The organism is Phycicoccus endophyticus (assembly GCF_011326735.1).
GTDB classification, from domain to species: domain Bacteria; phylum Actinomycetota; class Actinomycetes; order Actinomycetales; family Dermatophilaceae; genus Phycicoccus; species Phycicoccus endophyticus.
Window position 1 is genome coordinate 181,587 of record NZ_JAANCN010000004.1, and the last position, 21,200, is coordinate 202,786.

Consider the following 21,200-nt stretch of genomic DNA (forward strand, 5'->3'; position numbering starts at 1 on the left):
GGGTGAGCGCCGTCTCAGCAGGTACCGGCCGGTAGCGCCGCCCAGTAGGTTCGCGCAGAGCCCCCGAGCCCGACCTCAAGGAGCACGACCCGCATGGACCAGATCCTTCAGGCCATCCTCTCCGGTGACCGCACCGCCGAGACCTACACGGGCCTCGCCGTCCCCGACAGCTACCGGGCGGCCACGGTGCACAAGGACGAGGTCGACCTGTTCGAGGGGCTGGCGACCAAGGAGAAGGACCCGCGGCGGTCGCTGCACGTCGAGCAGGTCCCCGTCCCCGAGCTGGCGCCCGGCGAGGCCCTCGTCGCGGTGATGGCCAGCGCCATCAACTACAACACGGTGTGGACCTCGATCTTCGAGCCGGTCCCGACGTTCGGCTTCCTCGAGCGCTACGGCCGCACCTCGGAGTTCGCCAAGCGACACGACCTGCCCTACCACGTCGTCGGCTCCGACCTGTCGGGAGTCGTCCTGCGCACCGGGCCGGGGGTGACCAAGTGGCGCCCGGGCACCGAGGTCGTCGCGCACTGCCTCTCGGTCGAGCTCGAGGACGCCGAGGGCCACGACGACACGATGATGGACCCGCAGCAGCGCATCTGGGGGTTCGAGACCAACTTCGGCGGGCTCGCCGAGCTGGCCGTCGTCAAGGCCAACCAGCTGATGCCCAAGCCGGCCCACCTCACCTGGGAGGAGGCCGCCTCCCCCGGGCTGGTCAACTCCACCGCCTACCGGCAGCTGGTGAGCAAGAACGGCGCCCACATGAAGCTCGGCGACCGGGTGCTCATCTGGGGTGCCTCCGGCGGGCTGGGCTCGTACGCGACCCAGATGGCCCTCGCCGGCGGCGCGACCCCCGTGTGCGTCGTCTCCTCACCGGAGAAGGCACAGATCTGCCGGGCGATGGGCGCCGAGCTGATCATCGACCGCTCGGCCGAGGGCTACCGCTTCTGGAACGACGAGGGCACCGCCCAGGACCCCAAGGAGTGGCAGCGGCTCGGGAAGCGGATCCGCGAGCTCACCGGCGGGCACGACGTCGACATCGTCTTCGAGCACCCCGGGCGCGAGACCTTCGGCGCCAGCGTCTACGTCGCGCGCAAGGGCGGGACGATCGTCACCTGCGCCTCGACCTCGGGCTACCTGCACGAGTACGACAACCGCTACCTGTGGATGAACCTCAAGCGGATCGTCTCGAGCCACTTCGCGAACTACCGCGAGGCCTGGGAGGCCAACGACCTGATCGACCGCGGCATCGTCCACCCGACGCTCTCGCGGACCTACCGGCTCGACGAGGTCGGGCAGGCGGCCCTCGACGTCCACCGCAACGCCCACCAGGGCAAGGTCGGTGTGCTCACGCTCGCGCCCGAGGAGGGCCTCGGCGTCACCGACCCCGACAAGCGGGCGCGCTTCGAGGCGGAGATCAACCGCTTCCGCGACACCTGAGCGGCGCCGGCGCCCGTGTCCGGGCGCCCCACTAGGGTGTGCCCCGGAGGTGGGACGTGCGACTGACGACGGTCTGGGGGCCGGTCTCCCGGTGGGGGGACTACCGACGGCGGCAGCGCCGCGCCCTCGAGCAGAGCAACCGCATCGACCGCACCGGCTGGTCCGGGTCCTCCGCCGCCGGAGAGGAGCATGCCTCGGCCTCGGGCCAGCGGCGCTACGGCGGCCTCGGCGAGCCCCTGAACCGGCACTCCCCGTTCTACATCGGCTTCTTCGGCGCCCTCGGGGCGCTGCTCGCGTGGGCGCTGTGGACCACCCTCGGCCGGGCGGCGACGGCCATCACCCTGCTGCTCGTCTCGTTCGTGCTCGCCCTCGCCCTCAACCCGATCGTCGACCGGCTGGCCGCGGGCCGGCGGATGCCGCGGGGAGCGGCCGTGGGCGTGGTCTTCGCCGGGCTCGTTGGGGCGTTCGTCCTCATCGGCCTGGTCATCGTGCCGCCGGTCGTCGCCCAGGGCACGGCCCTCGGCGAGCAGACCCCGCAGTACGTCCAGGACCTGCTCGACGCCCGATGGCTGCGCGACCTCGACCAGCACTACGACGTCGTCGACCGGCTGCGCGAGCAGCTGACGAGCCGGCTGACCGACCAGAGCTTCGTCGAGGGGGTGCTCGGCGGCATCCTCGGCGCCGGCATGGCCGTGGTCACCGGCACCTTCCAGGTCCTCACGGTGCTCGTGCTCACCCTCTACCTGCTCGCGTCGCTGCCGGGCGTCAAGAGCGCCGCCTACGCGCTCGTGCCGGCCAGCCGCCGCGAGCGGGTGGTCTCCCTGTCGGAGGAGATCATGCGCCGCGTCGGCTCCTACGCCATCGGCCAGGTCGCGATCGCCACCCTCAACGGCGTCGCGTCCTGGGTGATGATGTCGCTCGTCGGCATCCCCTACCCCGTCGTGCTCGCGGTGACCGTCGGCCTGCTCGGTCTCATCCCGATGGTCGGCGCGACCCTCGGGGCCGGCGTCGTCACGCTCGTCGCGTTCTTCGACGAGCCGCGCAAGGCGCTCATCGCGCTCGTGTACTACGTCGTCTACCAGCAGGTGGAGAACTACGTCATCGCGCCGCGGGTCATGCAGCGCACCGTCTCGGTGCCGGGCACGGTCACCGTCGTCGCAGCCCTCGTCGGGGGTGCGCTCTTCGGGGTCCTCGGGGCGCTCCTCGCCATCCCGACGGCTGCCGGGCTGCTCCTGCTCTACCACGAGGTGCTCGTCCCGCGGCAGCGCCGGGCCTAGGGCCGAGCGGCGTGGCGGGCGGCCCAGCAGCGCCCGTGCCAGTGCCGACGCTGCTCCAGGCCGCCGACACCGGTGGCCGGCCAGGCGACGACGTGCGGGGTTCCCGGAGGGATCGCCTGGTGGCAGCCCGGGCAGCGGTACTCGCGGCTCGAGGTGCTCCCGGTCAGCCGCCGCACGTGCCAGGGCACGCCGCGCCAGACCTCGGTGCGCACCTCGCTCGAGCCGGCGAGGGGGCGCCCGAGGTCGCGGCGGCGGCGGTTGGCGCGGGGCACCCACCCAGTGTCCGCTCACCCCTCGGGCCGGACGGGCGAGGGGTCCAGGGGCGGGCCGAGGGTGACCCGCGCCGGGTACCTGACCCCGGCGACGTCGACCTCCCACGCCCCCTCGCCCAGCCACGCCGGGGTGACCGGGACCTCGGCCTCCACCCGCGCCAGCCCCACCGCGGCGCCGAGGGTCCAGCCGTAGGAGCCCGAGCGCACCGCCCCGACGGGCACACCGTCGCGCAGCAGCACCTCCCCGTGGAACAGCAGCGGTTCGGGGTCGAGCAGGAGGACCGACACCAGCCGGCGCCGCGGTGCGGAGCCCGCACGCCCGGCCGAGCCGAGGTCGTCGGTGGTGTCCAGGTCCTCGCCGTACTCGGCACGTCCCTCCTCCAGGCGCAGGCTGTCCAGGGCGGCCAGCCCCACCGGGCGCAGACCGTAGGCCGCTCCGCAGCCCGCGAGCAGGTCCCACACGGCCGGTGCCGAGCCGGCCGGCACGTGCAGCTCCCACACCGCCCCACCGCCCGCAGCCGCGCGGACGACCAGGGCCGGCACCCCGGCGACGTCGACCCGACGGGCCGCTCCCGCCGGGAACGCCTCCGGCCCGAACGCGCCCCCCGGCACGGCCGCCGCCAGCACGTCACCGGCGGCCGGTCCGAGCAGGGCGAGCAGCGCCTCCTCGGTGCCCCGGTCGGTGACCGTCGCCTGCGCCTCGCCGAGGCCGCGCCGGAGCGCGCCGAGCACCCGCCCGTGCTGGGTGCCGGAGGCCTGGAGGACCAGCTCCTCGGCCGAGAGCCGCAGGACGGCGACGTCGGCGAGCAGGTGCCCGTCCTCGTCGAGCCAGCTGGTCGAGCAGCGGTGGCCGTCCCGGCTGAGGTCCCCGGCCCCGAGCCGCGTGAGGACGCCGAGCGCGTCCGGACCGCGAAGCGTCAGGCGGGTGAGGAAGGACAGGTCGGCCAGCCCCGCGGCCTCGCGCGCGGCCCGGTGCTCGGCGGCCCACTGCTCGAACCACGGCGCCCGGCCCCACGTGGGCTCGGCCACCGGGTGCTCGCCGGGGCCGGCGTACCAGTGAGGCGACTCCCACCCCCCGACGTCGCGCAGGTGCCCACCGGCGGCGACGAGCCGGTCGTGGACCGGTGAGCGGAACACCCCGCGCGAGCTGCGCAGCTGCGTGCCGGGCGTGTGCGGCGCGTACACCGTGCCGAGGACCTCTTCGGTCCGTGCTCGCCGGTGCTCCGGCGCCAGCTGCCAGGACCGGAAGCGGGCGACGTCGATCGCGGCCACGTCGACGTCCGGGCGCCCCGCGAGGACCCAGTGGGCGAGGATCCGGCCGAGCCCGCCCGCGGAGAGCACCCCGACCGAGTTCAGCCCGGCGCACACGAAGTAGCCGTGCACCCCCGGCGCCTCGCCGACGGCCGGCGCGAGGTCCGGCGTGAAGGACTCCGGTCCGCAGAAGAAGGTCCGGATGCCCGCGGACCCCACGGCGGGCACCCGGCCGAGGGCGCGCTCGAGGAAGGGGGCCACCCGCTCCACGTCGGGCGCCAGGGTGCCGAAGGAGAAGTCGCGCGGGACGCCCTCGACCTTCCAGGCGGCGGCCCGGGGCTCGAAGAGGCCGACCATCATCCCGCCGCCCTCCTCGCGGTAGTAGCCGTAGGAGGCCGGGTCCTCGAGGACCGGCAGGTCGGGCGCCACGCCCGCCAGCGGCTCGGTGACGAGGTAGTAGTGCTCCGCGGCCTGGTTCGGGACGACGACGCCGCTGGCCTCGGCGAGCTCGCGGGCCCACATCCCGGCCGCGTTGACGACGACCTCGCACTCGATGCTGCCGCGCGCGGTGACCACCCCCGTCACCTCCTCGAGCGCGCCCCGGCGACGGGTGGTCACCGCCTCGACCGCCGTCCCCTCGACCACCCGCACCCCGAGCGCCCGGGCGCCCTTGGCGAGCGCCATCGTCAGGTCCACCGGGTTCACCCGGCCGTCGCCGGGGACGTGGAAGGCCCCGAGGAGGTCGTCGGTGCGGGCCAGCGGGAAGAGGTCGGCCACCTGCGCGGGAGAGACCTCCTCCACCTCGAGGCCGAGCCGGCGCTGGAAGGCGGCCACCCGCCGGTACTCCTCGAGCCGGTCGCGGTCGCTCGCCACCTCGAGCAGCCCCACCCGGCGCAGCCCGGTCGGCTGGCCGGTCTCGGCCTCGAGCCGCCCGTAGAGGTCGCGCGAGTCCAGCCGCAGCCGCGTGCTCGTCGCGCTGAAGGTCCCGAAGCAGGTCATCAGCCCCGCCGCGTGCCACGTCGTGCCCGAGGTCAGCCGGTCGCGCTCGAGGAGGAGGACGTCGCGCTCCCCCGCGTGCGCGAGGTGGTAGGCGACCGAGGCGCCGATGACCCCGCCACCGACGACGACCACCCGGGCCCGGCTCGGGAGCGGGGCGGTGGTGCTCACCGGCGTGACCCTACCGCCGGGTGCCGGCGCTCAGCCGTAGGTGCGGAACCCGCGCCCGCTCTTGCGCCCGAGGTAGCCCGCGGTCACGAGGTGCTCCAGCAGCGGCGCCGGGGCGTACCCGGGCTCACGCAGCTCGACGTACAGCTCGCGCTCGATGGCCAGCGAGACGTCGAGGCCGACGACGTCGAGCAGCTCGAAGGGCCCCATGGGCAGGCCGCAGCCGGTCTTCATCGCGGTGTCGATGTCGTCGGCGCTCGCGTAGTTCGCCTCGAGCATCTTCACCGCGTCGTTGAGGTAGGGGAAGAGCAGCGCGTTGACGATGAACCCACTGCGGTCGCCGCAGGTGACCGCGACCTTGCCGATCCGCCCACAGAGGTCCTGGACGGTCGCGAGCACCTCGGGTGCGGTGGAGACGGTGTGCACGACCTCGACGAGCCGCATGACCTGGGCCGGGTTGAAGAAGTGCATCCCGATGACGTCCTGCGGGCGCGAGGTGACCTTGGCGCAGTCGATGATCGGCAGCGAGGAGGTCGTCGTCGCGAGGACGGCCCCGGGCCGGCAGATCCGGTCGAGGTCGCGGAAGAGCTCCTGCTTGACGCCGAGGTCCTCGGCGACCGCCTCGACCACGAGGTCGACCCCGGCGAGCGCCTCCCGGCCGGTGACGCCGGCCACCCGCCCGAGGAGCGCGTCGGCCGCCTCCTGGTCCATCCGCCCCTTCTCCACCGCCCGGGCGCAGCTGCGGCCGATCGCGGTGACGACGGCGGCGACCTTCTCCTCGGAGCGGGCCACGAACGTCACGGGGTAGCCCGCCTTGGCGAAGACCTCGATGATCCCGGTCGCCATCGTCCCGCTGCCGACGACGCCCACGGTGGCGACCTCGCGCAGGGCGATGCCGGCCGGGACGGCCCCGGAGGGGGTCTGGGCGTCCGGGACGACCTCCGGCGAGCCGGGCTCGGCGTAGGTGTAGAAGCCCCGCCCGGACTTGCGCCCGAGCATCCCGGCGCTGACCATCTGCTTGATGATCGGGCTCGGCGCGTGCAGCCGGTCGCGTCCCTGCCGGTACATCGTGTCGAGGATCTCGTAGGCGGTGTCCAGCCCGATGAGGTCGAGCAGGGCGAGCGGCCCCATCGGGTAGCCGCAGCCGTAGCGCATGGCGGCGTCGAGGTCCTCGCGGGTGGCGTAGCGCGACTCGTACATGGACACCGCGTGGTTGAGGTAGCCGAACAGCAGCGCGTTGGCGATGAACCCGGCCTTGTCCCCGACGACCACGGGCTGCTTGCCGAGCCGCTCGGCGAGCGCCTTGACGTCGTCGAAGACGTCCTCGGCGGTGACCACGGTGCGGATGACCTCGACGAACTGCAGCACCGGCGCCGGGTTGAAGAAGTGCATGCCGACGACCCGCTTGGGGTTGCGTGTCGCGACGGCGATCTCGGTGACCGGCAGCGAGGAGGTGTTCGTCGCGAGCACGGCCTCGGGCGAGACGACCTCGTCGAGCCGGGCGAAGATCTCCTTCTTCAGCTCCAGCTGCTCGGGGACCGCCTCGAGGACGAGCTGGCAGCCGGCGAGGTCGGCCAGGTCGGTCGTGTACCGGATGTGGGCGTGCAGGGCGTCGTACTCGTCCTGGGTGAGCTTCTCGCGCCGCAGCGCCCGCCCGGTGCTCGCGGCGAGCACCTCGCGACCGTGCGCGAGCGCCTCCGCGCCGGCCTCGACCGCGACGACGTCGATGCCGTTGCGGGCGAACACCTCGACGATCCCCGCACCCATCGTGCCGAGTCCGATCACACCCACGCTGGTGAAGTCACGCGCCATGCCGGCGATCCTTCCAGAGGCCCGAGAGGGCCACGAGGGCGCGCGGGCGTGACGCTGCTTACCCCGGACCGGCACTCACCAGGCCATCCCGGCGGCCACGAGATCGGTCTCCAGCCCCAGGCGCACCCGGGGGTCCAGGGGCAGCCGCCCGACCGGCGCGGGGACCTGCGCGTGGGCGCACAGCTGGACGAGGACGTGGTCGTAGGCGGCCCGGGCGGCGGCGAGCCGGGCGGCGGGGTGCGGCTGGCCGTCGGCCTCGGTGCGCCGCACCTGCTCGGCGAGCCGGGCCAGCTCGAGGGCGAGCAGCACCGCAGGCAGTGGCTCCGGGGGCCGGCGCCCGGCCAGGCCCGCCCGCTCCATCGTGCGGGCCAGCACGGCCAGCGCAGCCCTCATCGGCCTCACCTCGCGACCAGTGTGCGCCGGGGCCCGGGCACCGGCAACCCGGCGCCGGTAGGGTGCTCGCTCGTGCGGATGGTCATTGCGACGTGCTCGGTCGACTACGAGGGGCGGCTCACGGCACACCTGCCGCTCGCGACCCGCCTCCTGCTCGTCAAGGCCGACGGCTCGGTGCTCGTGCACTCCGACGGCGGCTCGTACAAGCCGCTGAACTGGATGGCGCCGCCGTGCTCGATGGCCGAGGTCGAGCCGGACGAGGAGGAGCGCGCCGACGGCGTGAGCACCGTGTGGGTGGTCCGGCACGCGAAGTCCGAGGACCGGCTGCGGGTGCGCCTGCACGAGGTCGTCCACGACACCGAGCACGACCTCGGGGTCGACCCGGGCCTGGTCAAGGACGGCGTCGAGGCCCACCTGCAGCGGCTGCTCGCCGAGCACATCACGACCCTCGGCGAGGGGTACACGCTCTCCCGGCGGGAGTACATGACCGCGATCGGGCCGGTCGACATCCTGTGCCGGGACGCCGCGGGCGGGCACGTCGCGGTCGAGATCAAGCGGCGCGGCGAGATCGACGGCGTGGAGCAGCTGACCCGCTACCTCGAGCTGCTCAACCGCGACCCGCACCTCGCGCCGGTGACGGGGGTCTTCGCGGCCCAGGCCATCAAGCCGCAGGCGCGCACCCTCGCCGAGGACCGCGGCATCCGCTGCGTCGTCCTCGACTACGACGCCCTGCGCGGCGTCGACGACCGCGAGCACCGGCTGTTCTGAGCGGCCGTTTCACCGGCCGGCCGCCCGGGTAGCGCCCGGACATGACCGATACCCACAGCACGTCCCGCAAGGTCGCCTTCCTCGTCGCCACCGAGGGCATCGAGCAGGTGGAGCTCACCGAGCCCTGGCAGGCGGTGCTCGACGCCGGCTTCGAGCCCGTCCTGCTCTCCACCGAGAGCGGCCGGGTCCAGGCGTTCGACCACCTCGACAAGGCCGACACCTTCGAGGTCGACGCCACCGTCGCGCAGAGCGAGGTGGGCGACTACGCGGCGCTCGTCCTGCCCGGCGGCGTCGCCAACCCCGACGCGCTGCGCACCGACAGCGACGCCGTCTCCTTCGTGCGCACGTTCCTCGAGTCCGGCAAGCCGGTCGCGGCGATCTGCCACGCCCCGTGGACCCTCATCGAGGCCGGCGTCGTGCGCGGGCGGACGCTGACGTCCTGGCCGAGCCTGCAGACCGACCTGCGCAACGCCGGTGCCACGTGGGAGGACCGCGAGCTCGTCGTCGACGACAACCTCATCACCAGCCGCAACCCGGGCGACCTGCCGGCCTTCACCGGCGCACTGACCGACGCGCTCAGCGGCTGACCGGCGCCCCGACCGGGGCCAGGCCGCGCCCGGCGCGGATGACGTCGACGAAGCGGGCCATGATCTCGGTGAGCCCGAAGTCCTTCGGGGTGAACACCGCGGCCACCCCGAGCTCGGTGAGCCGGCGGGCGTCGGCGTCCGGGATGATCCCGCCGACGACGACCGGCACGTCGCCCGCGCCGGCCGCCCGCATCCGCTCCAGGACCTCGGGCACCAGCTCCATGTGCGAGCCGGAGAGGATCGAGAGGCCGACGAGGTGGACGTCCTCGGCCACGGCGGCACCGACGATCTGCTCCGGGGTGAGCCGGATGCCCTGGTAGACGACCTCGAAGCCGGCGTCCCGGGCGCGCACCGCGATCTGCTCGGCCCCGTTGGAGTGCCCGTCGAGACCGGGCTTGCCGACGAGGATGCGCAGCCGCTCGCCGAGCTCCTCGCCGGTGGTGCGGACCAGGTCACGGACGCGCGCGAGGTCGGCGCCGCCCCCGGCCGCCCCCACCGAGCCCCCGACGCCGGTCGGGGCCCGGAACTCGCCGAAGACCTCGCGCAGCGCGCCGGCCCACTCCCCCGTCGTCAGCCCGGCCCGCGCGCACTCCAGGGTCGCCGGCATGAGGTTGGTCGACGTCGCGGCCGCCTCCCGCAGGGCCTCCAGGGCCGCCTGCGCCCGGGCCCGCCGGCCCTCGTCGGCGTCCCGCTCGGCCCGCCAGCGCGCCACGGCCTCGGCCGCGGCCGCCTCGACGCCGGGGTCGACGGTCTGGATGGCGGTGTCGAGGTCGGCGGTGAGCGGGTTGGGCTCGGTGGACTCGAAGCGGTTGACGCCGACGACGACCTCCTCGCCGGCCTCGATCCGGGCCCGGCGGCGGGCGTGCGAGGCGACGAGCTCGGCCTTCATGTACCCGCTCTCCACGGCGGCGACGGCGCCGCCGAGCTCGGCGACCCGCGCCATCTCAGCCCGCGCGCCGGCGACGAGCTCCTCGACCTTGGCCTCGACGACGGCCGAGCCCTCGAAGAGGTCGTCGTACTCGAGCAGGTCGGACTCGTAGGCGAGCACCTGCTGGATGCGCAGGGACCACTGCTGGTCCCAGGGCCGGGGCAGGCCGAGCGCCTCGTTCCACGCCGGCAGCTGCACCGCGCGGGCGCGGGCGTCCTTGGAGAGGGTGACCGCGAGCATCTCCAGGACGATCCGCTGGAGGTTGTTCTCCGGCTGGGCCTCGGTCAGGCCGAGCGAGTTGACCTGGACGCCGTAGCGGAAGCGCCGCTGCCGGGGGTCCTGCACGCCGTAGCGCTCCCGGGTCAGCTCGTCCCACAGCCGGACGAAGGCGCGCATCTTGCACATCTCCTCGACGAAGCGCACCCCGGCGTTGACGAAGAAGGAGATGCGGGCGACAACCTCGCCGAAGCGCTCCGGCGGCACCTGTCCGGAGTCGCGCACGGCATCGAGCACGGCCACCGCGGTGGACATCGCGTAGGCGATCTCCTGCACGGGCGTCGCGCCGGCCTCCTGGAGGTGGTAGCTGCAGATGTTCACCGGGTTCCACCGGGGCAGCTCGGCGACCGTGTAGGCGACGACGTCGGTGGTCAGCCGGATCGAGGGTGCCGGGGGGAATGCGTAGGTCCCGCGGGAGAGGTACTCCTTGATGATGTCGTTCTGCGTCGTGCCGGTGAGAGCACGCACGACCGCCGCCGGGTCCTCGCCGGCCGCCTGCGCCTGCTCCTCGGCGACGACCTGGTAGAGCGCGAGCAGCCACATGGCGGTGGCGTTGATCGTCATCGAGGTGTTCATCGAGGCCAGCGGGATGCCCTCGAAGAGCGCGCGCATGTCGCCGAGGTGGCTCACCGGCACCCCGACCTTGCCGACCTCGCCGCGCGCCAGCGGGTGGTCGGGGTCGTAGCCGGTCTGGGTCGGCAGGTCGAAGGCGACCGACAGGCCGGTCTGGCCCTTGTCGAGGTTGCGGCGGTAGAGGGCGTTGCTCGCCGCCGCGCTCGAGTGGCCGGCGTAGGTGCGCATGACCCACGGGCGGTCGCGCTCGCGGCGCGAGGGGTCACTGCTCTCGGACATGGCGGGAACGCTAGCCGCAGGGTGCGGGAGCGGGTAGGTCACCCGGCGTGAGAGTGCCCACACGTGAGGCCCGCCACGGGGGGCGGTCCTAGGAGGTCGCGGCCGCGGGACCGGGCCGGGGAGGCGCGAGCGGGAGCATCCCGTGCAGCCGCGCCCGCACGAGGAGCCGGCGGGTGCGGTCGGTGGCGGCCACGACGGTCAGCGGGCGGCCGGCCCGCCGCGCGCGCCGGTGGAGCTCGACGAGCAGGCCGACGGCGGAGGCGTCGGCGAGCTCGAGCTCCTCGAGGTCCAGCGCCAGTGGCTCGTGCCCGTCGGCGAGGAGCCGGTGGAGGGTGAGCCGGACGTCGGGCACGGTGCGTACCTCGAGCCGTCCGGAGAGGGCCACGTCCACGATGCCCGGGCCGGGCCGCTCGGTGATCGTCACGATGGGTCGCCCCTGCTCGCCCACTGCGCTCCCCTTCCGTCACGCCGTCGTGTGCCCCTATGGACGCACGGAGGGGGCCCCGGGATACGCCAGAAGCGGTAAAGGTTCGGCAAAGATGTGCCGTTGGCACCAAACGGCCACCCCGCCGACGCCCGTGGACATCTGCGACGCTGGTCCCCATGGTCAACCTCACCCGCATCTACACGCGGACCGGCGACGACGGCACGACCGGCCTCGGCGACTTCAGCCGCACGGCAAAGACCGACCCCCGGCTCGCGGCGTACGCCGACGTCAACGAGGCCAACGCGGTGCTCGGGGTCGCGCTGGCGGTCGGCGACCTGCCCGAGGACCTGCGCCGGGTCCTCCTGCGCGTGCAGAACGACCTCTTCGACGTCGGGGCCGATCTGTCCACGCCGCTGCGCGAGCGCTACGACCACGAGCCGCTGCGGGTGCACGAGGAGTGGGTGGGCGAGCTCGAGGCCGACTGCGACCGCTTCCTCGAGCCCCTGGAGAAGCTGCGCTCGTTCATCCTCCCCGGCGGTTCCCCCGGCGCCGCCCACCTCCACCACGCCCTCACCGTCGTCCGCCGCGCCGAACGCTCGACCTGGGCCGCCATCGAGGCCTACGGCACCGAGCCGGCGGACGAGCGCGGAACCGGGGGCGTCAACCCCACCACCGCGCGCTACCTCAACCGGCTCTCGGACCTGCTCTTCGTCATGGCCCGCACCGCCGCCGCGGCCGCGGGCGGCGACGTCCTCTGGCGCCCCGGCGGTGGCCGGGTCGCCGCCCCGGGCGACTAGCCGCACCCGCAGCCCGCGCGTCGGAGCCCTGGTGGCCAGGGGCGTCCGTAGGTTCGCTGGGTGAGACAGCTCACCGCGGTCGGATGGGCGGGGACCGTCCTGGCCCCGCTGGTGGTCGCATGGGCGTTGTCGCTCGTGGACGGGCGAGCGCGGGGCTGGGGTGTGTGGCCACGCGTCGCCGCCGTGGTGGTCGGCGCGGCCGCGGCGACAGCGGCGGCTCTGACCGGGTGGGTCGACAACTTCTGGCGATGGCTGGAGCCGGCGAGCTGGTCCACGGTCATCGTCGTCGTCGGTCTTGCCACGGTGGTGGCCACCTGTGCCCGGCACCCGCTGCGCCTGAGCAGGAACGAGTGGCTGTGGTCGGCCGCTGCCCTCAGCCTGTACTGGGTCGCCACCCTCCCCGCCCGTCGGCTCGCGCCGACGTCTGCCGGCACACCGTCGGACCGCCTGGTGCGGTGTGTGGCCGGCATCGACCGCTTCGTCCCCACGTCGTTCGCCGACCTCACCGTGGATGTGCTGCCCAACGCTGTGCTGTGCGCTCCGCTGGGTCTCCTGCTCGGCGTGACGCATGTCGGCTGGCGCCGGTCCCTCGCGACCCTCCTGGTCATGGCCGCGAGCATCGAGGCCTACCAGGCCCTGTTCACGCACAGCACCTGCGCCCCGCGGGACGTCGTCGCCAACTGTCTCGGGGCGCTCGCCGGCCTTCTCCTCGCCCGGGCGGCTCCGCGAGCGCCCACCCCGGTCGAGGGGTGACGGGGCGCGACCCCCGGGTGGCGGTGAAACGCGCGGCGAGGCCCTAGGCGACGTTGACGTTGTACCCGGGGGGACTGGACTCCAGCCACGCCCGGACGGCCGTGTACGCGGCGGGGACGAACGCGAACTCGCAGGTGCGCCCGCCCGCCCGGCCGCTCACGGCGACCGGCTCGGCGAGCCCGGGGATGACGTCGGGTGTCGGCCGCGGCGACCCGAGCTCGACCTGCCCGCGCAGCCAGGAGACCTCGGGGCGCACCGAGGGCCCGACGATGCTGAACCACTCGAACCGGTCGGCGCCGAGCCGGGCGAGGCCGAGCCGCCAGCGCGCCTCCGGCTCGTCCCGGCGAGCGCAGAGCATCACCGGGCGGCCGTCACCGGAGATGATGCGTCGGCGCGCCCACACGAAGGTGAGCGCGCCGACGACGAGGACGACGAGGAGGACGAGGACGAGCTCGGAGGCGTTCACAGCGCTCATCGCCAGCCCGTCCTCGCCGGTCGTCAGGAGCCCATGCCGGCGGCGTCCACCGTCTCGGCGACGATCGTCACCCGGTCGTGGTCGACGGACATGAAGCCGCCGTCGACGGTCGCGGTCCGCCACCCGCCGGAGTTGATCCGCACCTCGCCCTCGGCGAGGACGCAGAGCATCGGCTGGTGCCCGGGCAGGACGCCGAGGTCACCCTCGACGGACCGCGCGCTCACCTGGCTCGCCTCGCCCTCCCAGACCTTGCGGTCCGCGGCGACGAGCTCGACCTGGAGGGCGGCCATCAGAGGTTCTTCTGGATCTCGGCCCACTGGCGCTCGACGTCGTCGAGCCCACCGCACATGAAGAAGGCCTGCTCGCCGACGTGGTCGTACTCGCCGTCGCAGATCTTCGTGAAGGCCTCGATGGTGTCCGAGAGCGAGACGGTCGAGCCCTCGATGCCGGTGAACTGCTTGGCCACGTAGGTGTTCTGCGAGAGGAACCGCTGGATGCGCCGGGCCCGGTTGACGAGGATCTTGTCCTCCTCGGAGAGCTCGTCGATGCCGAGGATGGCGATGATGTCCTGCAGCTCCTTGTTGCGCTGGAGGATCTGCTTGACGCGCACCGCGGTGTCGTAGTGCTCGGTGGAGATGTACCGACGGTCGAGGATGCGGCTCGTCGAGGTGAGCGGGTCCACCGCCGGGTAGATGCCGAGCGAGGCGATCTCACGGGAGAGCTCGGTCGTCGCGTCGAGGTGGGCGAAGGTCGTCGCCGGGGCCGGGTCGGTGTAGTCGTCCGCCGGCACGTAGATCGCCTGCATCGAGGTGATCGAGTGGCCACGGGTCGAGGTGATCCGCTCCTGCAGGGTGCCCATCTCGTCGGCGAGCGTCGGCTGGTAGCCGACCGCCGAGGGCATCCGGCCGAGGAGGGTCGAGACCTCCGAGCCGGCCTGGGTGAACCGGAAGATGTTGTCGATGAACAGCAGCACGTCCTGCTTCTGCACGTCGCGGAAGTACTCCGCCATCGTCAGCGCGGACAGCGCGACGCGCAGCCGGGTGCCCGGCGGCTCGTCCATCTGGCCGAAGACGAGCGCGGTCTGCCCGAGGACGCCCGCCTCCTCCATCTCGACCATGAGGTCGTTGCCCTCACGGGTGCGCTCGCCGACGCCGGCGAACACCGACACACCGCCGTGGTCGCGCGCCACGCGGGCGATCATCTCCTGGATGAGGACGGTCTTGCCGACCCCGGCGCCGCCGAAGAGGCCGATCTTGCCGCCCTGGACGTACGGGGTGAGCAGGTCGATGACCTTGATGCCCGTCTCGAACATCTGGGTCTTGGACTCCAGCTGGTCGAACGCCGGCGCGGGGCGGTGGATGCCCCAGCGCTCCTCGACCTCGAGGGTCTGGCCCTCCTCGAGGTTGAGGCAGACGCCGGTCGTGTTGAAGACCTTGCCGAGCGTGACGTCGCCGACGGGCACGCTGATCGGGCCGCCGGTGTCCTGGACGGCGGTGCCCCGCACGAGGCCGTCGGTCGGCTGCAGGGAGATGGCCCGCACCATGTTGTCGCCGATGTGCTGGGCGACCTCGAGGTTGAGGGTGTGCTTCTCGTCGCCGAGCTCGACCTCGGTCGTCAGCAGGTTGTACTGGTCGGGCATCGCGTCGACGGGGAACTCGACGTCGACCACCGGGCCGATGATGCGCGAGATCCGGCCGGTGCCGCCGGCGGCGGTGGCCTCGTCCTTCTCGGTGACAGTGGCAGTCATGGTCTCTCTCTCGCTCTCGCTCACGTGCTCTCGGCCAGCGCGCTGGCGCCACCGACGATTTCGCTGATCTCTTGGGTGATCTCGGCCTGGCGGGCCTGGTTGGCCAGCCGGGTGTACTTCTTGATGAGCTCCTCGGCGTTGTCCGTCGCCGACTTCATCGCCCGCTGACGGGCGGCCAGCTCGGAGGCCGCGGCCTGGAGCATGCAGTTGAACAGCCGCGCGTTGACGTACTTGGGCAGGAGGGCGTCGAGCACCTGGCCGGCCCCCGGCTCGAAGTCGTACAGCGGCAGCAGGTCCTCCGGCGCCGGCTTCTCCTCGCCCTCGACGACCTCGAGCGGCAGCAGGCGGATGACCTCCGGCTCCTGGGTGACCATCGTGACGAACCGGGTGAAGACGACGTGCACCTCGTCCACACCGCCCTCGTCGGTCGCGGTCGTGAAGTCGGCGACGAGCCGCTCCCCCACCTCGCGGGCCATCTCGAAGGTCGGCTTCTCGGAGAAGCCGCTCCACTCCTCGGCGAACTCGCGCCGGCGGAAGCGGTAGAACCCGATGACCTTGCGGCCCAGGAGGTAGGGCACGACCTCCTTGCCCTCCTCGCGCAGCCGCGCGACGAGGCGCTCGCTCTCCTTGATGACCGAGGAGGAGTACGCGCCGGCCAGCCCGCGGTCGGAGGTCATGATGACGACCGCGGCGCGGCGCACGTCCTCCTTCTCCGTGGTCAACGGGTGGTCCTCGGAGGAGAAGGTCGCGACCGCGGAGACCGCACGGGTCAGCGCCCGCGCGTACGGCGTGGACTCACGGACCGCCTGCTGGGCCTTGACGACCCGCGAGGCCGCCATGAGCTCCATGGCCCGGGTGATCTTCTTCGTCGCGCCGACGGACCGGATGCGCTGCCGGTACTCCCGGATCTGCGCTCCCATGTCTTTCCGCCTTTCGTGATGATGCTCGGTGGACCGCGCCTCAGCGCTTCTGCTTGACGATCTGCTCCTGGTCGGAGTCCATCGCCTCGGCGCCGTCCTCCTCCTCGGAGCCGACCGGCACGCTCTCGGCACCCGAGCCCTCGAAGAGCTTGTCCTTGAAGGTCGCCACCTCCGACTCCAGCGCCTCGCGGGTCTCGTCGGGCAGCTTGCCGGACTCGCGGATGCCGGCGAGCAGGTCGGCCTGCGTGCGCCGCAGGTGGTCGAGGAAGTCGGCCTCGAAGCGGCGCACGTCCTCGACCGCGACGGTGTCGAGCTGGCCGGTGGTGCCGAGCCAGATCGAGACGACCTGCTCCTCGACGGGGAACGGCGCCGACTGCGGCTGCTTGAGCAGCTCGACGAGCCGGGCACCGCGCGCCAGCTGGGCGCGCGAGGCCGGGTCGAGGTCGGAGGCGAACATCGCGAACGCCTCGAGCGCGCGGTACTGCGCCAGGTCGAGCTTGAGGCGACCGGAGACGTCCTTCATCGCCTTGACCTGGGCCGCGCCGCCGACGCGGGAGACCGAGATGCCGACGTCGATGGCCGGGCGGACGTTGGCGTTGAACAGGTCGGCCTGCAGGTAGATCTGGCCGTCGGTGATCGAGATGACGTTGGTCGGGATGAACGCCGAGACGTCGCCGGCCTTGGTCTCGATGATCGGCAGACCGGTCATCGAGCCCGCCCCGAGGTCGTCGGAGAGCTTCGCGCAGCGCTCGAGGAGGCGGCTGTGCAGGTAGAAGACGTCGCCGGGGTAGGCCTCGCGGCCCGGCGGGCGGCGCAGGAGGAGGGAGACGGCGCGGTAGGCCTCGGCCTGCTTGGACAGGTCGTCGAAGACGATGAGGACGTGCTTGCCCTCGTACATCCAGTGCTGGCCGATCGCCGAGCCGGTGTACGGCGCGAGGTACTTGAACCCGGCCGAGTCCGAGGCGGGGGCGGCGACGATGGTCGTGTACTCCATCGCGCCGGCCTCCTCGAGGGTGCCCTTGACCGAGGCGATCGTCGAGCCCTTCTGGCCGATGCCGACGTAGATGCAGCGCACCTGCTTGGCCGGGTCGCCGGTCTCCCAGAACTCCTTCTGGTTGATGATCGTGTCGACCGCGACCGTGGTCTTGCCGGTCTGCCGGTCGCCGATGATCAGCTGGCGCTGGCCACGGCCGATCGGGGTCATGGCGTCGACGGCCTTCAGCCCGGTCTGCAGCGGCTCGTGGACCGACTTGCGCTGGACGACGGTGGGCGCCTGCAGCTCGAGGGCGCGCCGACCCTCGGCCTCGATGTCGCCGAGGCCGTCGATCGGGGTGCCGAGCGGGTCGACGACGCGGCCGAGGAAGCCGTCGCCGACGGGGACCGAGAGCACCTCGCCGGTGCGCTTGACCTCCTGGCCCTCCTCGATCTTGCTGAAGTCACCGAGGACGACGACGCCGATCTCGTGGACGTCGAGGTTGAGCGCGAGGCCCAGGGTGCCGTCCTCGAACTGGAGCAGCTCGTTGGTCATCGCCGAGGGCAGGCCCTCGACGTGCGCGATGCCGTCACCGGCGTCGACGACGCGGCCGACCTCCTCCCGGGAGGCCGCCCCCGGCTCGTAGGAGCGCACGTAGCTGTCCAGCGCGTCCCGGATCTCGTCCGGACGGATCGAGAGCTCCGTCATGTCTGATCTTCTCCTCGGTCACCGGCCCCGTCGGGGCCGCAGGTCGTGTGGGGTCTTCGTGGTCGTGGTCGGTGGGCGGGTCAGCCGCCGGTGACGTGCCGCCTGGCCTCGTCGAGCCGCCGGAGCACCGTGCCGTCGACGACCTCGTCGCCGACCTGCACCCGGATGCCGCCGATGACGCCGGGGTCGAGCACCACCTGGAGCGTCACGGCCTTGCCGTAGTGCTCCTCGAGGGCGGTCCGCAGCCGGTGGTGCTGCTGCTCGCTCAGCGGGACGGCGGCGGTGACGAGGGCGGTGAGCTCGTCGCGGCGGCGCGCGGCGAGCTCGAGGTAGGTCTCCAGCACCCGGTCCAGCCGGCGGCCCCGAGGCACCCGCACGGCCTGCTCGGCCAGGCGCACCGTCTCCGCGGCGGCCTTGCCCTCGAGGAGGGTGTGCACCAGGGACGCCTTGCCCTCGCCGTCGGTGTTGCGGCTGGAGAGGGTGTCGCGCAGGCCGGGGTCGGCCGCGACGATCCGCTCGAAGCGGAACAGCTCGTCCTCGACCCGGTCGATGTGCCCGGCCGACTCCGCGCCGGCGAGCAGCGCCTGGACCGCGAGGCTCTCGAGCATGTCGCCGAGGTCGCGCTCGGCGGCCCACCGCTGCCCGGCGACGGTCGCGACGAGCTCGACCGCGGCCTCCCCGACCTTGCCGCCGAGGAGCGAGCGCGCCAGGCCGGCCTTGGCCTCACCCTCACGCGAGGGGTCGGCCAGTGCCCGCCGCAGCGACGCGCTGCCCTCGACCACGCCGGTCACCGCGAACAGCTCCTCGGCGAGCCCGGCGGCGTCGACGCTGCCGCCCAGGGCCGTGTCGAGGGCCTCCTGGGACGCGCGGGCCGCACCGCGGGACGAGCCACGCATCAGGCGTCCTGCCCGGCGGGGGCGATCTTCTCGGGACGGACCTCGCCCGCCTCGAGCTCCTCGAGGAAGCGGTCGACGATGCCCTTCTGGCGCACCTCGTCCTCGAGGGACTCCCCGACGATCTTGCTCGCGAGGGCGGTCGAGAGGGTCCCGACCTCCTGACGCAGCTGGACGACCGCCTGCTGGCGCTCGGCCTCGACCTGGCGCTTCGCGGACTCGGTGATCCGGGCAGCCTCGGCCTGGGCCTGCTCGCGCATCTCGGCGACGATCTGGGCACCCTGCTCACGGGCGGACTCCCGGATCGAGTTGGCCTCGGCACGGGCCTCGGCGAGCTGGGCGGTGTACTGCTCCAGCGCGGCCTTGGCCTCCTCCTGGGCCTGCTCGGCCTGCTGCATGCCGCCCTCGATGGCCGCGGCGCGCTCCTCGTAGAGCTCCTCGAGGCGCGGGACGACCTTCGTCTTGTACAGCCAGTACAGGATGGCGAAGGCGATGACCCCGATGATCATCTCGGCGGGGTGGGGCAGCAGCGGGAAGCCGGAGGGGAACCCGGTGGTCTCCCCCTCGGCGGCCACTACGGATGCGGTGATCACATCGCGTCCTTATCTCGTCGGTTCAGGTCGAGCAGATGCTGGTCGGAGTGGACCGGCGTCAGTTGGGGTTGGTGCCCTGGAAGACGAAGGCGAAGACGAGACCGAGGATGGCCAGCGCCTCCGTGATCGCCATGCCGGTGAAGGCGATGGTCTGGAGCATGCCGCGGGCCTCGGGCTGACGCGCGACGCCGTTGATGTAGGCGGCGAAGATCAGGCCGACACCGATGCCGGGGCCGATCGCAGCGAGGCCGTAGCCGAGGTAGGCGATGGAGCCGTACATGTCGTGTGCTTCCTTTCGGTGGCGCCGGGCCGGTCCCGGCGTCGGGGTCGTTCGGGTCGTGCTACCGGACGGGTCCGGGGGTCAGTGGTGCTCGCTCACCGCGTCGCTGATGTAGAGCGCGGCGAGCAGGGTGAAGATGAACGCCTGGAGGAACTCGATGAGGAGCTCGAAGAACGTCATCGCGATGGAGAACGCGAAAGACAGGACGCCCGAGAAGTTGAGGAACAGGTTGCCCCCGTGGAGCAGCAGGTACTCGCCGCCGACGATGAACACGAGCAGCATGAGGTGGCCGGCGAGCATGTTGCCGAAGAGCCGCAGCGCGAGGGTGAGCGGCCGGATCACGAAGTACGTGAGGAACTCGAGGACGAAGAGGATGGGCTTCAGCCAGCCCGGCAGGCCCGGGGGGATGAGGCTCTTGAAGTAGGGCAGGACGCCGTGCTTCCGGCGGATCGCGACCGTGTGGTAGGTGATGTAGACGATGAGCGTCAGGACGATCGGGATGCCGACCCGGCTCATCGTCGGGAACTGGATGAACGGCACGATGCCGAACACGTTGTTCACGAGGATGAGCGTGAAGAGGGTGAGGAGCAGCGGGACGAACTGGAGGAAGTCCTTGCTGCCGATGATGTCTCGCCCGATGGTGTTGCGCACGAAGTTGTACGAGCCCTCGACGAGGAACTGGTTCTTGCTCGGCACCACGGTGAGCTTGCGGGTGGCGGAGACGTAGAACCACGCGAGCAGCCCGACCGAGATGAGCAGCACGAGCCCGGGCCGGGTGAGGGTCCACGGGCTGTCACCGCCGACCAGCGGCCACCAGAAGTCCTTGACCCCGGGCGTCTCGAACCCCCCCTCGCCCTCGGCGGCGGGGGCGACGGCGGGAAGCCAGCTAGCGGAGACCACGATCGGGCTCACACCTTCTCCTCGGGGAACTCACAGGTACCAGTGACCGGTACCCGGGTGGACTGGACGTACGCTACCCGACCCTCACGGGTGGTCGCGACGGCGGGACGGCCGGGCGCCGCGGGCGTCATCGCCCCTGCTCCGGGGCCTCGGCGGGCTCGTCGTAGACCGGGAAGCGGGCCGTGCGCAGGGCCCGCCAGGCGAAGGCCTGCCAGGCGATCGTCACGACGAGCGCGGTGACCGCGAGGGCGGTGCCGTCGACCCACGAGGCGCGCCGGAAGAGGATGAAGAACACGAGCAGGGCGAGCACCTGGCCGAGGTAGACGGCCATCGCCACGGCGAAGAAGGCGTGCGGGCTGGCGCTGCGGACGAGCCGGCTGAGCAGGAACATCCCCGAGGCGTAGAACGCGACCGAGACCACGAGCCCGAGCAGGCTGCCGGCGAGCGAGCCGCCGCCCCACACGAGCGCCAGGACGACCACGGCGAGCGCGCCGGCGATGCTGGCGGGCACCAGGGCCCCGCGGAGCATCACCGCGAACGGGGCGCCGGCGGTGGCGTGCTCGGGGCGGTCGGTCATCTGCGATCGGCCTCTTCGGGTGGTCGTGGCGGAGGGTCTCCGTGACGGCTTGTGAAAGTTATCACAAGCGCCCCGGCCGGGCCCAATCGCGTCCGCGGGGCCCCCACGGCGAGGCAGCCCGCGCCCGGACAGGCGCACTCCCT

The 21,200-nt window shown here is 72.8% G+C and carries 22 protein-coding genes; 6 read left to right on the forward strand and 16 right to left on the reverse strand.

Translation table 11 applies throughout. The features are described 5' to 3' along the window. The first annotated feature begins 93 nt into the window (after window positions 1–93). Both ccrA and G8D98_RS06760 read left to right on the forward strand, forming a co-directional pair. Complete coding sequence (gene ccrA / locus G8D98_RS06755; RefSeq protein ID WP_166100797.1) at window positions 94–1,434, forward strand: crotonyl-CoA carboxylase/reductase; 1,341 nt, start codon at window positions 94–96, stop codon at window positions 1,432–1,434. Between the two features lie 56 nt (window positions 1,435–1,490). Then, window positions 1,491–2,711, forward strand: coding sequence for an AI-2E family transporter (locus G8D98_RS06760; protein WP_166100799.1), 1,221 nt, complete (start codon window positions 1,491–1,493; stop codon window positions 2,709–2,711). On the opposite strand, the gene G8D98_RS06765 is transcribed toward G8D98_RS06760, so the two are convergent. From G8D98_RS06765 to G8D98_RS06780, 4 genes are all read right to left on the reverse strand, one after another. After that, on the reverse strand, window positions 2,708–2,983 hold the full coding sequence (locus G8D98_RS06765) for a hypothetical protein (RefSeq protein WP_166100802.1): 276 nt from the start codon (window positions 2,981–2,983) through the stop codon (window positions 2,708–2,710). The genes G8D98_RS06760 and G8D98_RS06765 overlap by 4 nt on opposite strands. Before the next feature lie 15 nt (window positions 2,984–2,998). After that, window positions 2,999–5,401, reverse strand: a complete 2,403-nt coding sequence (locus G8D98_RS06770) for an FAD-dependent oxidoreductase (RefSeq protein WP_166100805.1) — start codon at window positions 5,399–5,401, stop codon at window positions 2,999–3,001. Between the two features lie 30 nt (window positions 5,402–5,431). After that, entirely contained in the window at window positions 5,432–7,210 is a 1,779-nt protein-coding gene (locus G8D98_RS06775) for a 3-hydroxyacyl-CoA dehydrogenase family protein (RefSeq protein WP_166100807.1), read from the reverse strand. 75 nt (window positions 7,211–7,285) lie between these two features. Next, entirely contained in the window at window positions 7,286–7,603 is a 318-nt protein-coding gene (locus G8D98_RS06780) for a hypothetical protein (RefSeq protein ID WP_166100809.1), read from the reverse strand. A gap of 72 nt (window positions 7,604–7,675) precedes the next feature. Between G8D98_RS06780 and nucS the strand changes: the two genes are divergently transcribed. Together nucS and G8D98_RS06790 are read left to right on the forward strand one after the other, a co-directional pair. Then, the gene (gene nucS, locus G8D98_RS06785) at window positions 7,676–8,371 is read left to right on the forward strand and encodes an endonuclease NucS (RefSeq protein WP_166100811.1); all 696 of its coding nucleotides are present in this window, start codon (window positions 7,676–7,678) and stop codon (window positions 8,369–8,371) included. A 41-nt stretch (window positions 8,372–8,412) separates the two neighbouring features. Further along, on the forward strand, window positions 8,413–8,958 hold the full coding sequence (locus tag G8D98_RS06790; protein ID WP_166100814.1) for a type 1 glutamine amidotransferase domain-containing protein: 546 nt from the start codon (window positions 8,413–8,415) through the stop codon (window positions 8,956–8,958). Here G8D98_RS06790 and G8D98_RS06795 read toward each other — a convergent pair. Continuing rightward, window positions 8,948–11,014, reverse strand: coding sequence for a protein meaA (locus G8D98_RS06795; protein ID WP_166100816.1), 2,067 nt, complete (start codon window positions 11,012–11,014; stop codon window positions 8,948–8,950). The genes G8D98_RS06790 and G8D98_RS06795 overlap by 11 nt on opposite strands. 88 nt (window positions 11,015–11,102) lie before the next feature. Further along, a complete protein-coding gene (locus tag G8D98_RS06800) occupies window positions 11,103–11,462 on the reverse strand; it encodes an STAS domain-containing protein (protein ID WP_166100819.1) in 360 nt (119 codons plus the stop codon). Between the two features lie 155 nt (window positions 11,463–11,617). Here G8D98_RS06800 and G8D98_RS06805 point away from each other — a divergent pair, with 155 nt between their 5' ends. Next, window positions 11,618–12,238 (forward strand): cob(I)yrinic acid a,c-diamide adenosyltransferase, encoded by a 621-nt coding sequence (locus tag G8D98_RS06805; RefSeq protein WP_166100821.1) that lies wholly within the window; start codon window positions 11,618–11,620, stop codon window positions 12,236–12,238. A gap of 60 nt (window positions 12,239–12,298) precedes the next feature. Then, window positions 12,299–12,991: a VanZ family protein gene (locus tag G8D98_RS06810; RefSeq protein WP_166100823.1), complete on the forward strand. Its 693-nt coding sequence runs from the start codon at window positions 12,299–12,301 to the stop codon at window positions 12,989–12,991. Between the two features lie 43 nt (window positions 12,992–13,034). Here the strand turns inward: G8D98_RS06810 and G8D98_RS06815 are convergent, their stop codons facing one another. From G8D98_RS06815 to G8D98_RS06860, 10 genes are all read right to left on the reverse strand, one after another. Next, window positions 13,035–13,466, reverse strand: coding sequence for a DUF2550 family protein (locus G8D98_RS06815; RefSeq protein ID WP_166100825.1), 432 nt, complete (start codon window positions 13,464–13,466; stop codon window positions 13,035–13,037). Window positions 13,467–13,489: 23 nt separating this feature from the next. Further along, a complete protein-coding gene (locus G8D98_RS06820; RefSeq protein WP_166100827.1) occupies window positions 13,490–13,756 on the reverse strand; it encodes a F0F1 ATP synthase subunit epsilon in 267 nt (88 codons plus the stop codon). Then, window positions 13,756–15,213: a F0F1 ATP synthase subunit beta gene (atpD, locus tag G8D98_RS06825; protein WP_166100831.1), complete on the reverse strand. Its 1,458-nt coding sequence runs from the start codon at window positions 15,211–15,213 to the stop codon at window positions 13,756–13,758. The genes G8D98_RS06820 and atpD overlap by 1 nt, the downstream gene beginning before the upstream one ends. A gap of 20 nt (window positions 15,214–15,233) precedes the next feature. After that, complete coding sequence (locus G8D98_RS06830) at window positions 15,234–16,133, reverse strand: F0F1 ATP synthase subunit gamma (RefSeq protein WP_166100833.1); 900 nt, start codon at window positions 16,131–16,133, stop codon at window positions 15,234–15,236. 40 nt (window positions 16,134–16,173) lie between these two features. Next, the gene (gene atpA, locus G8D98_RS06835; RefSeq protein WP_166100835.1) at window positions 16,174–17,814 is read right to left on the reverse strand and encodes a F0F1 ATP synthase subunit alpha; all 1,641 of its coding nucleotides are present in this window, start codon (window positions 17,812–17,814) and stop codon (window positions 16,174–16,176) included. An 80-nt stretch (window positions 17,815–17,894) separates the two neighbouring features. Beyond that, window positions 17,895–18,710 (reverse strand): F0F1 ATP synthase subunit delta, encoded by an 816-nt coding sequence (locus tag G8D98_RS06840; protein ID WP_166100837.1) that lies wholly within the window; start codon window positions 18,708–18,710, stop codon window positions 17,895–17,897. Continuing rightward, on the reverse strand, window positions 18,710–19,300 hold the full coding sequence (locus tag G8D98_RS06845) for a F0F1 ATP synthase subunit B (RefSeq protein ID WP_166100840.1): 591 nt from the start codon (window positions 19,298–19,300) through the stop codon (window positions 18,710–18,712). Before G8D98_RS06845 ends, G8D98_RS06840 begins: the two co-directional genes overlap by 1 nt. Window positions 19,301–19,358: 58 nt before the next feature. After that, window positions 19,359–19,580, reverse strand: a complete 222-nt coding sequence (atpE, locus tag G8D98_RS06850) for an ATP synthase F0 subunit C (protein WP_030527793.1) — start codon at window positions 19,578–19,580, stop codon at window positions 19,359–19,361. A gap of 81 nt (window positions 19,581–19,661) precedes the next feature. Further along, window positions 19,662–20,492, reverse strand: coding sequence for a F0F1 ATP synthase subunit A (gene atpB / locus G8D98_RS06855; protein ID WP_166100842.1), 831 nt, complete (start codon window positions 20,490–20,492; stop codon window positions 19,662–19,664). A gap of 115 nt (window positions 20,493–20,607) precedes the next feature. After that, window positions 20,608–21,057 (reverse strand): hypothetical protein, encoded by a 450-nt coding sequence (locus tag G8D98_RS06860; protein WP_166100845.1) that lies wholly within the window; start codon window positions 21,055–21,057, stop codon window positions 20,608–20,610. Window positions 21,058–21,200: the final 143 nt, after the last annotated feature.

Coding starts and splice junctions, on each gene's coding strand:
- ccrA (WP_166100797.1), top strand. CDS start 94: ATGGACCAGATCCTTCAGGCCATCCTCTCCGGTGACCGCACCGCCGAG.
- G8D98_RS06775 (WP_166100807.1), bottom strand. CDS start 7,210: ATGGCGCGTGACTTCACCAGCGTGGGTGTGATCGGACTCGGCACGATG.
- G8D98_RS06780 (WP_166100809.1), bottom strand. CDS start 7,603: ATGAGGGCTGCGCTGGCCGTGCTGGCCCGCACGATGGAGCGGGCGGGC.
- G8D98_RS06790 (WP_166100814.1), top strand. CDS start 8,413: ATGACCGATACCCACAGCACGTCCCGCAAGGTCGCCTTCCTCGTCGCC.
- G8D98_RS06795 (WP_166100816.1), bottom strand. CDS start 11,014: ATGTCCGAGAGCAGTGACCCCTCGCGCCGCGAGCGCGACCGCCCGTGG.
- G8D98_RS06805 (WP_166100821.1), top strand. CDS start 11,618: ATGGTCAACCTCACCCGCATCTACACGCGGACCGGCGACGACGGCACG.
- G8D98_RS06815 (WP_166100825.1), bottom strand. CDS start 13,466: ATGAGCGCTGTGAACGCCTCCGAGCTCGTCCTCGTCCTCCTCGTCGTC.
- G8D98_RS06820 (WP_166100827.1), bottom strand. CDS start 13,756: ATGGCCGCCCTCCAGGTCGAGCTCGTCGCCGCGGACCGCAAGGTCTGG.
- atpD (WP_166100831.1), bottom strand. CDS start 15,213: ATGACTGCCACTGTCACCGAGAAGGACGAGGCCACCGCCGCCGGCGGC.
- G8D98_RS06830 (WP_166100833.1), bottom strand. CDS start 16,133: ATGGGAGCGCAGATCCGGGAGTACCGGCAGCGCATCCGGTCCGTCGGC.
- atpA (WP_166100835.1), bottom strand. CDS start 17,814: ATGACGGAGCTCTCGATCCGTCCGGACGAGATCCGGGACGCGCTGGAC.
- G8D98_RS06840 (WP_166100837.1), bottom strand. CDS start 18,710: ATGCGTGGCTCGTCCCGCGGTGCGGCCCGCGCGTCCCAGGAGGCCCTC.
- atpE (WP_030527793.1), bottom strand. CDS start 19,580: ATGTACGGCTCCATCGCCTACCTCGGCTACGGCCTCGCTGCGATCGGC.
- G8D98_RS06860 (WP_166100845.1), bottom strand. CDS start 21,057: ATGACCGACCGCCCCGAGCACGCCACCGCCGGCGCCCCGTTCGCGGTG.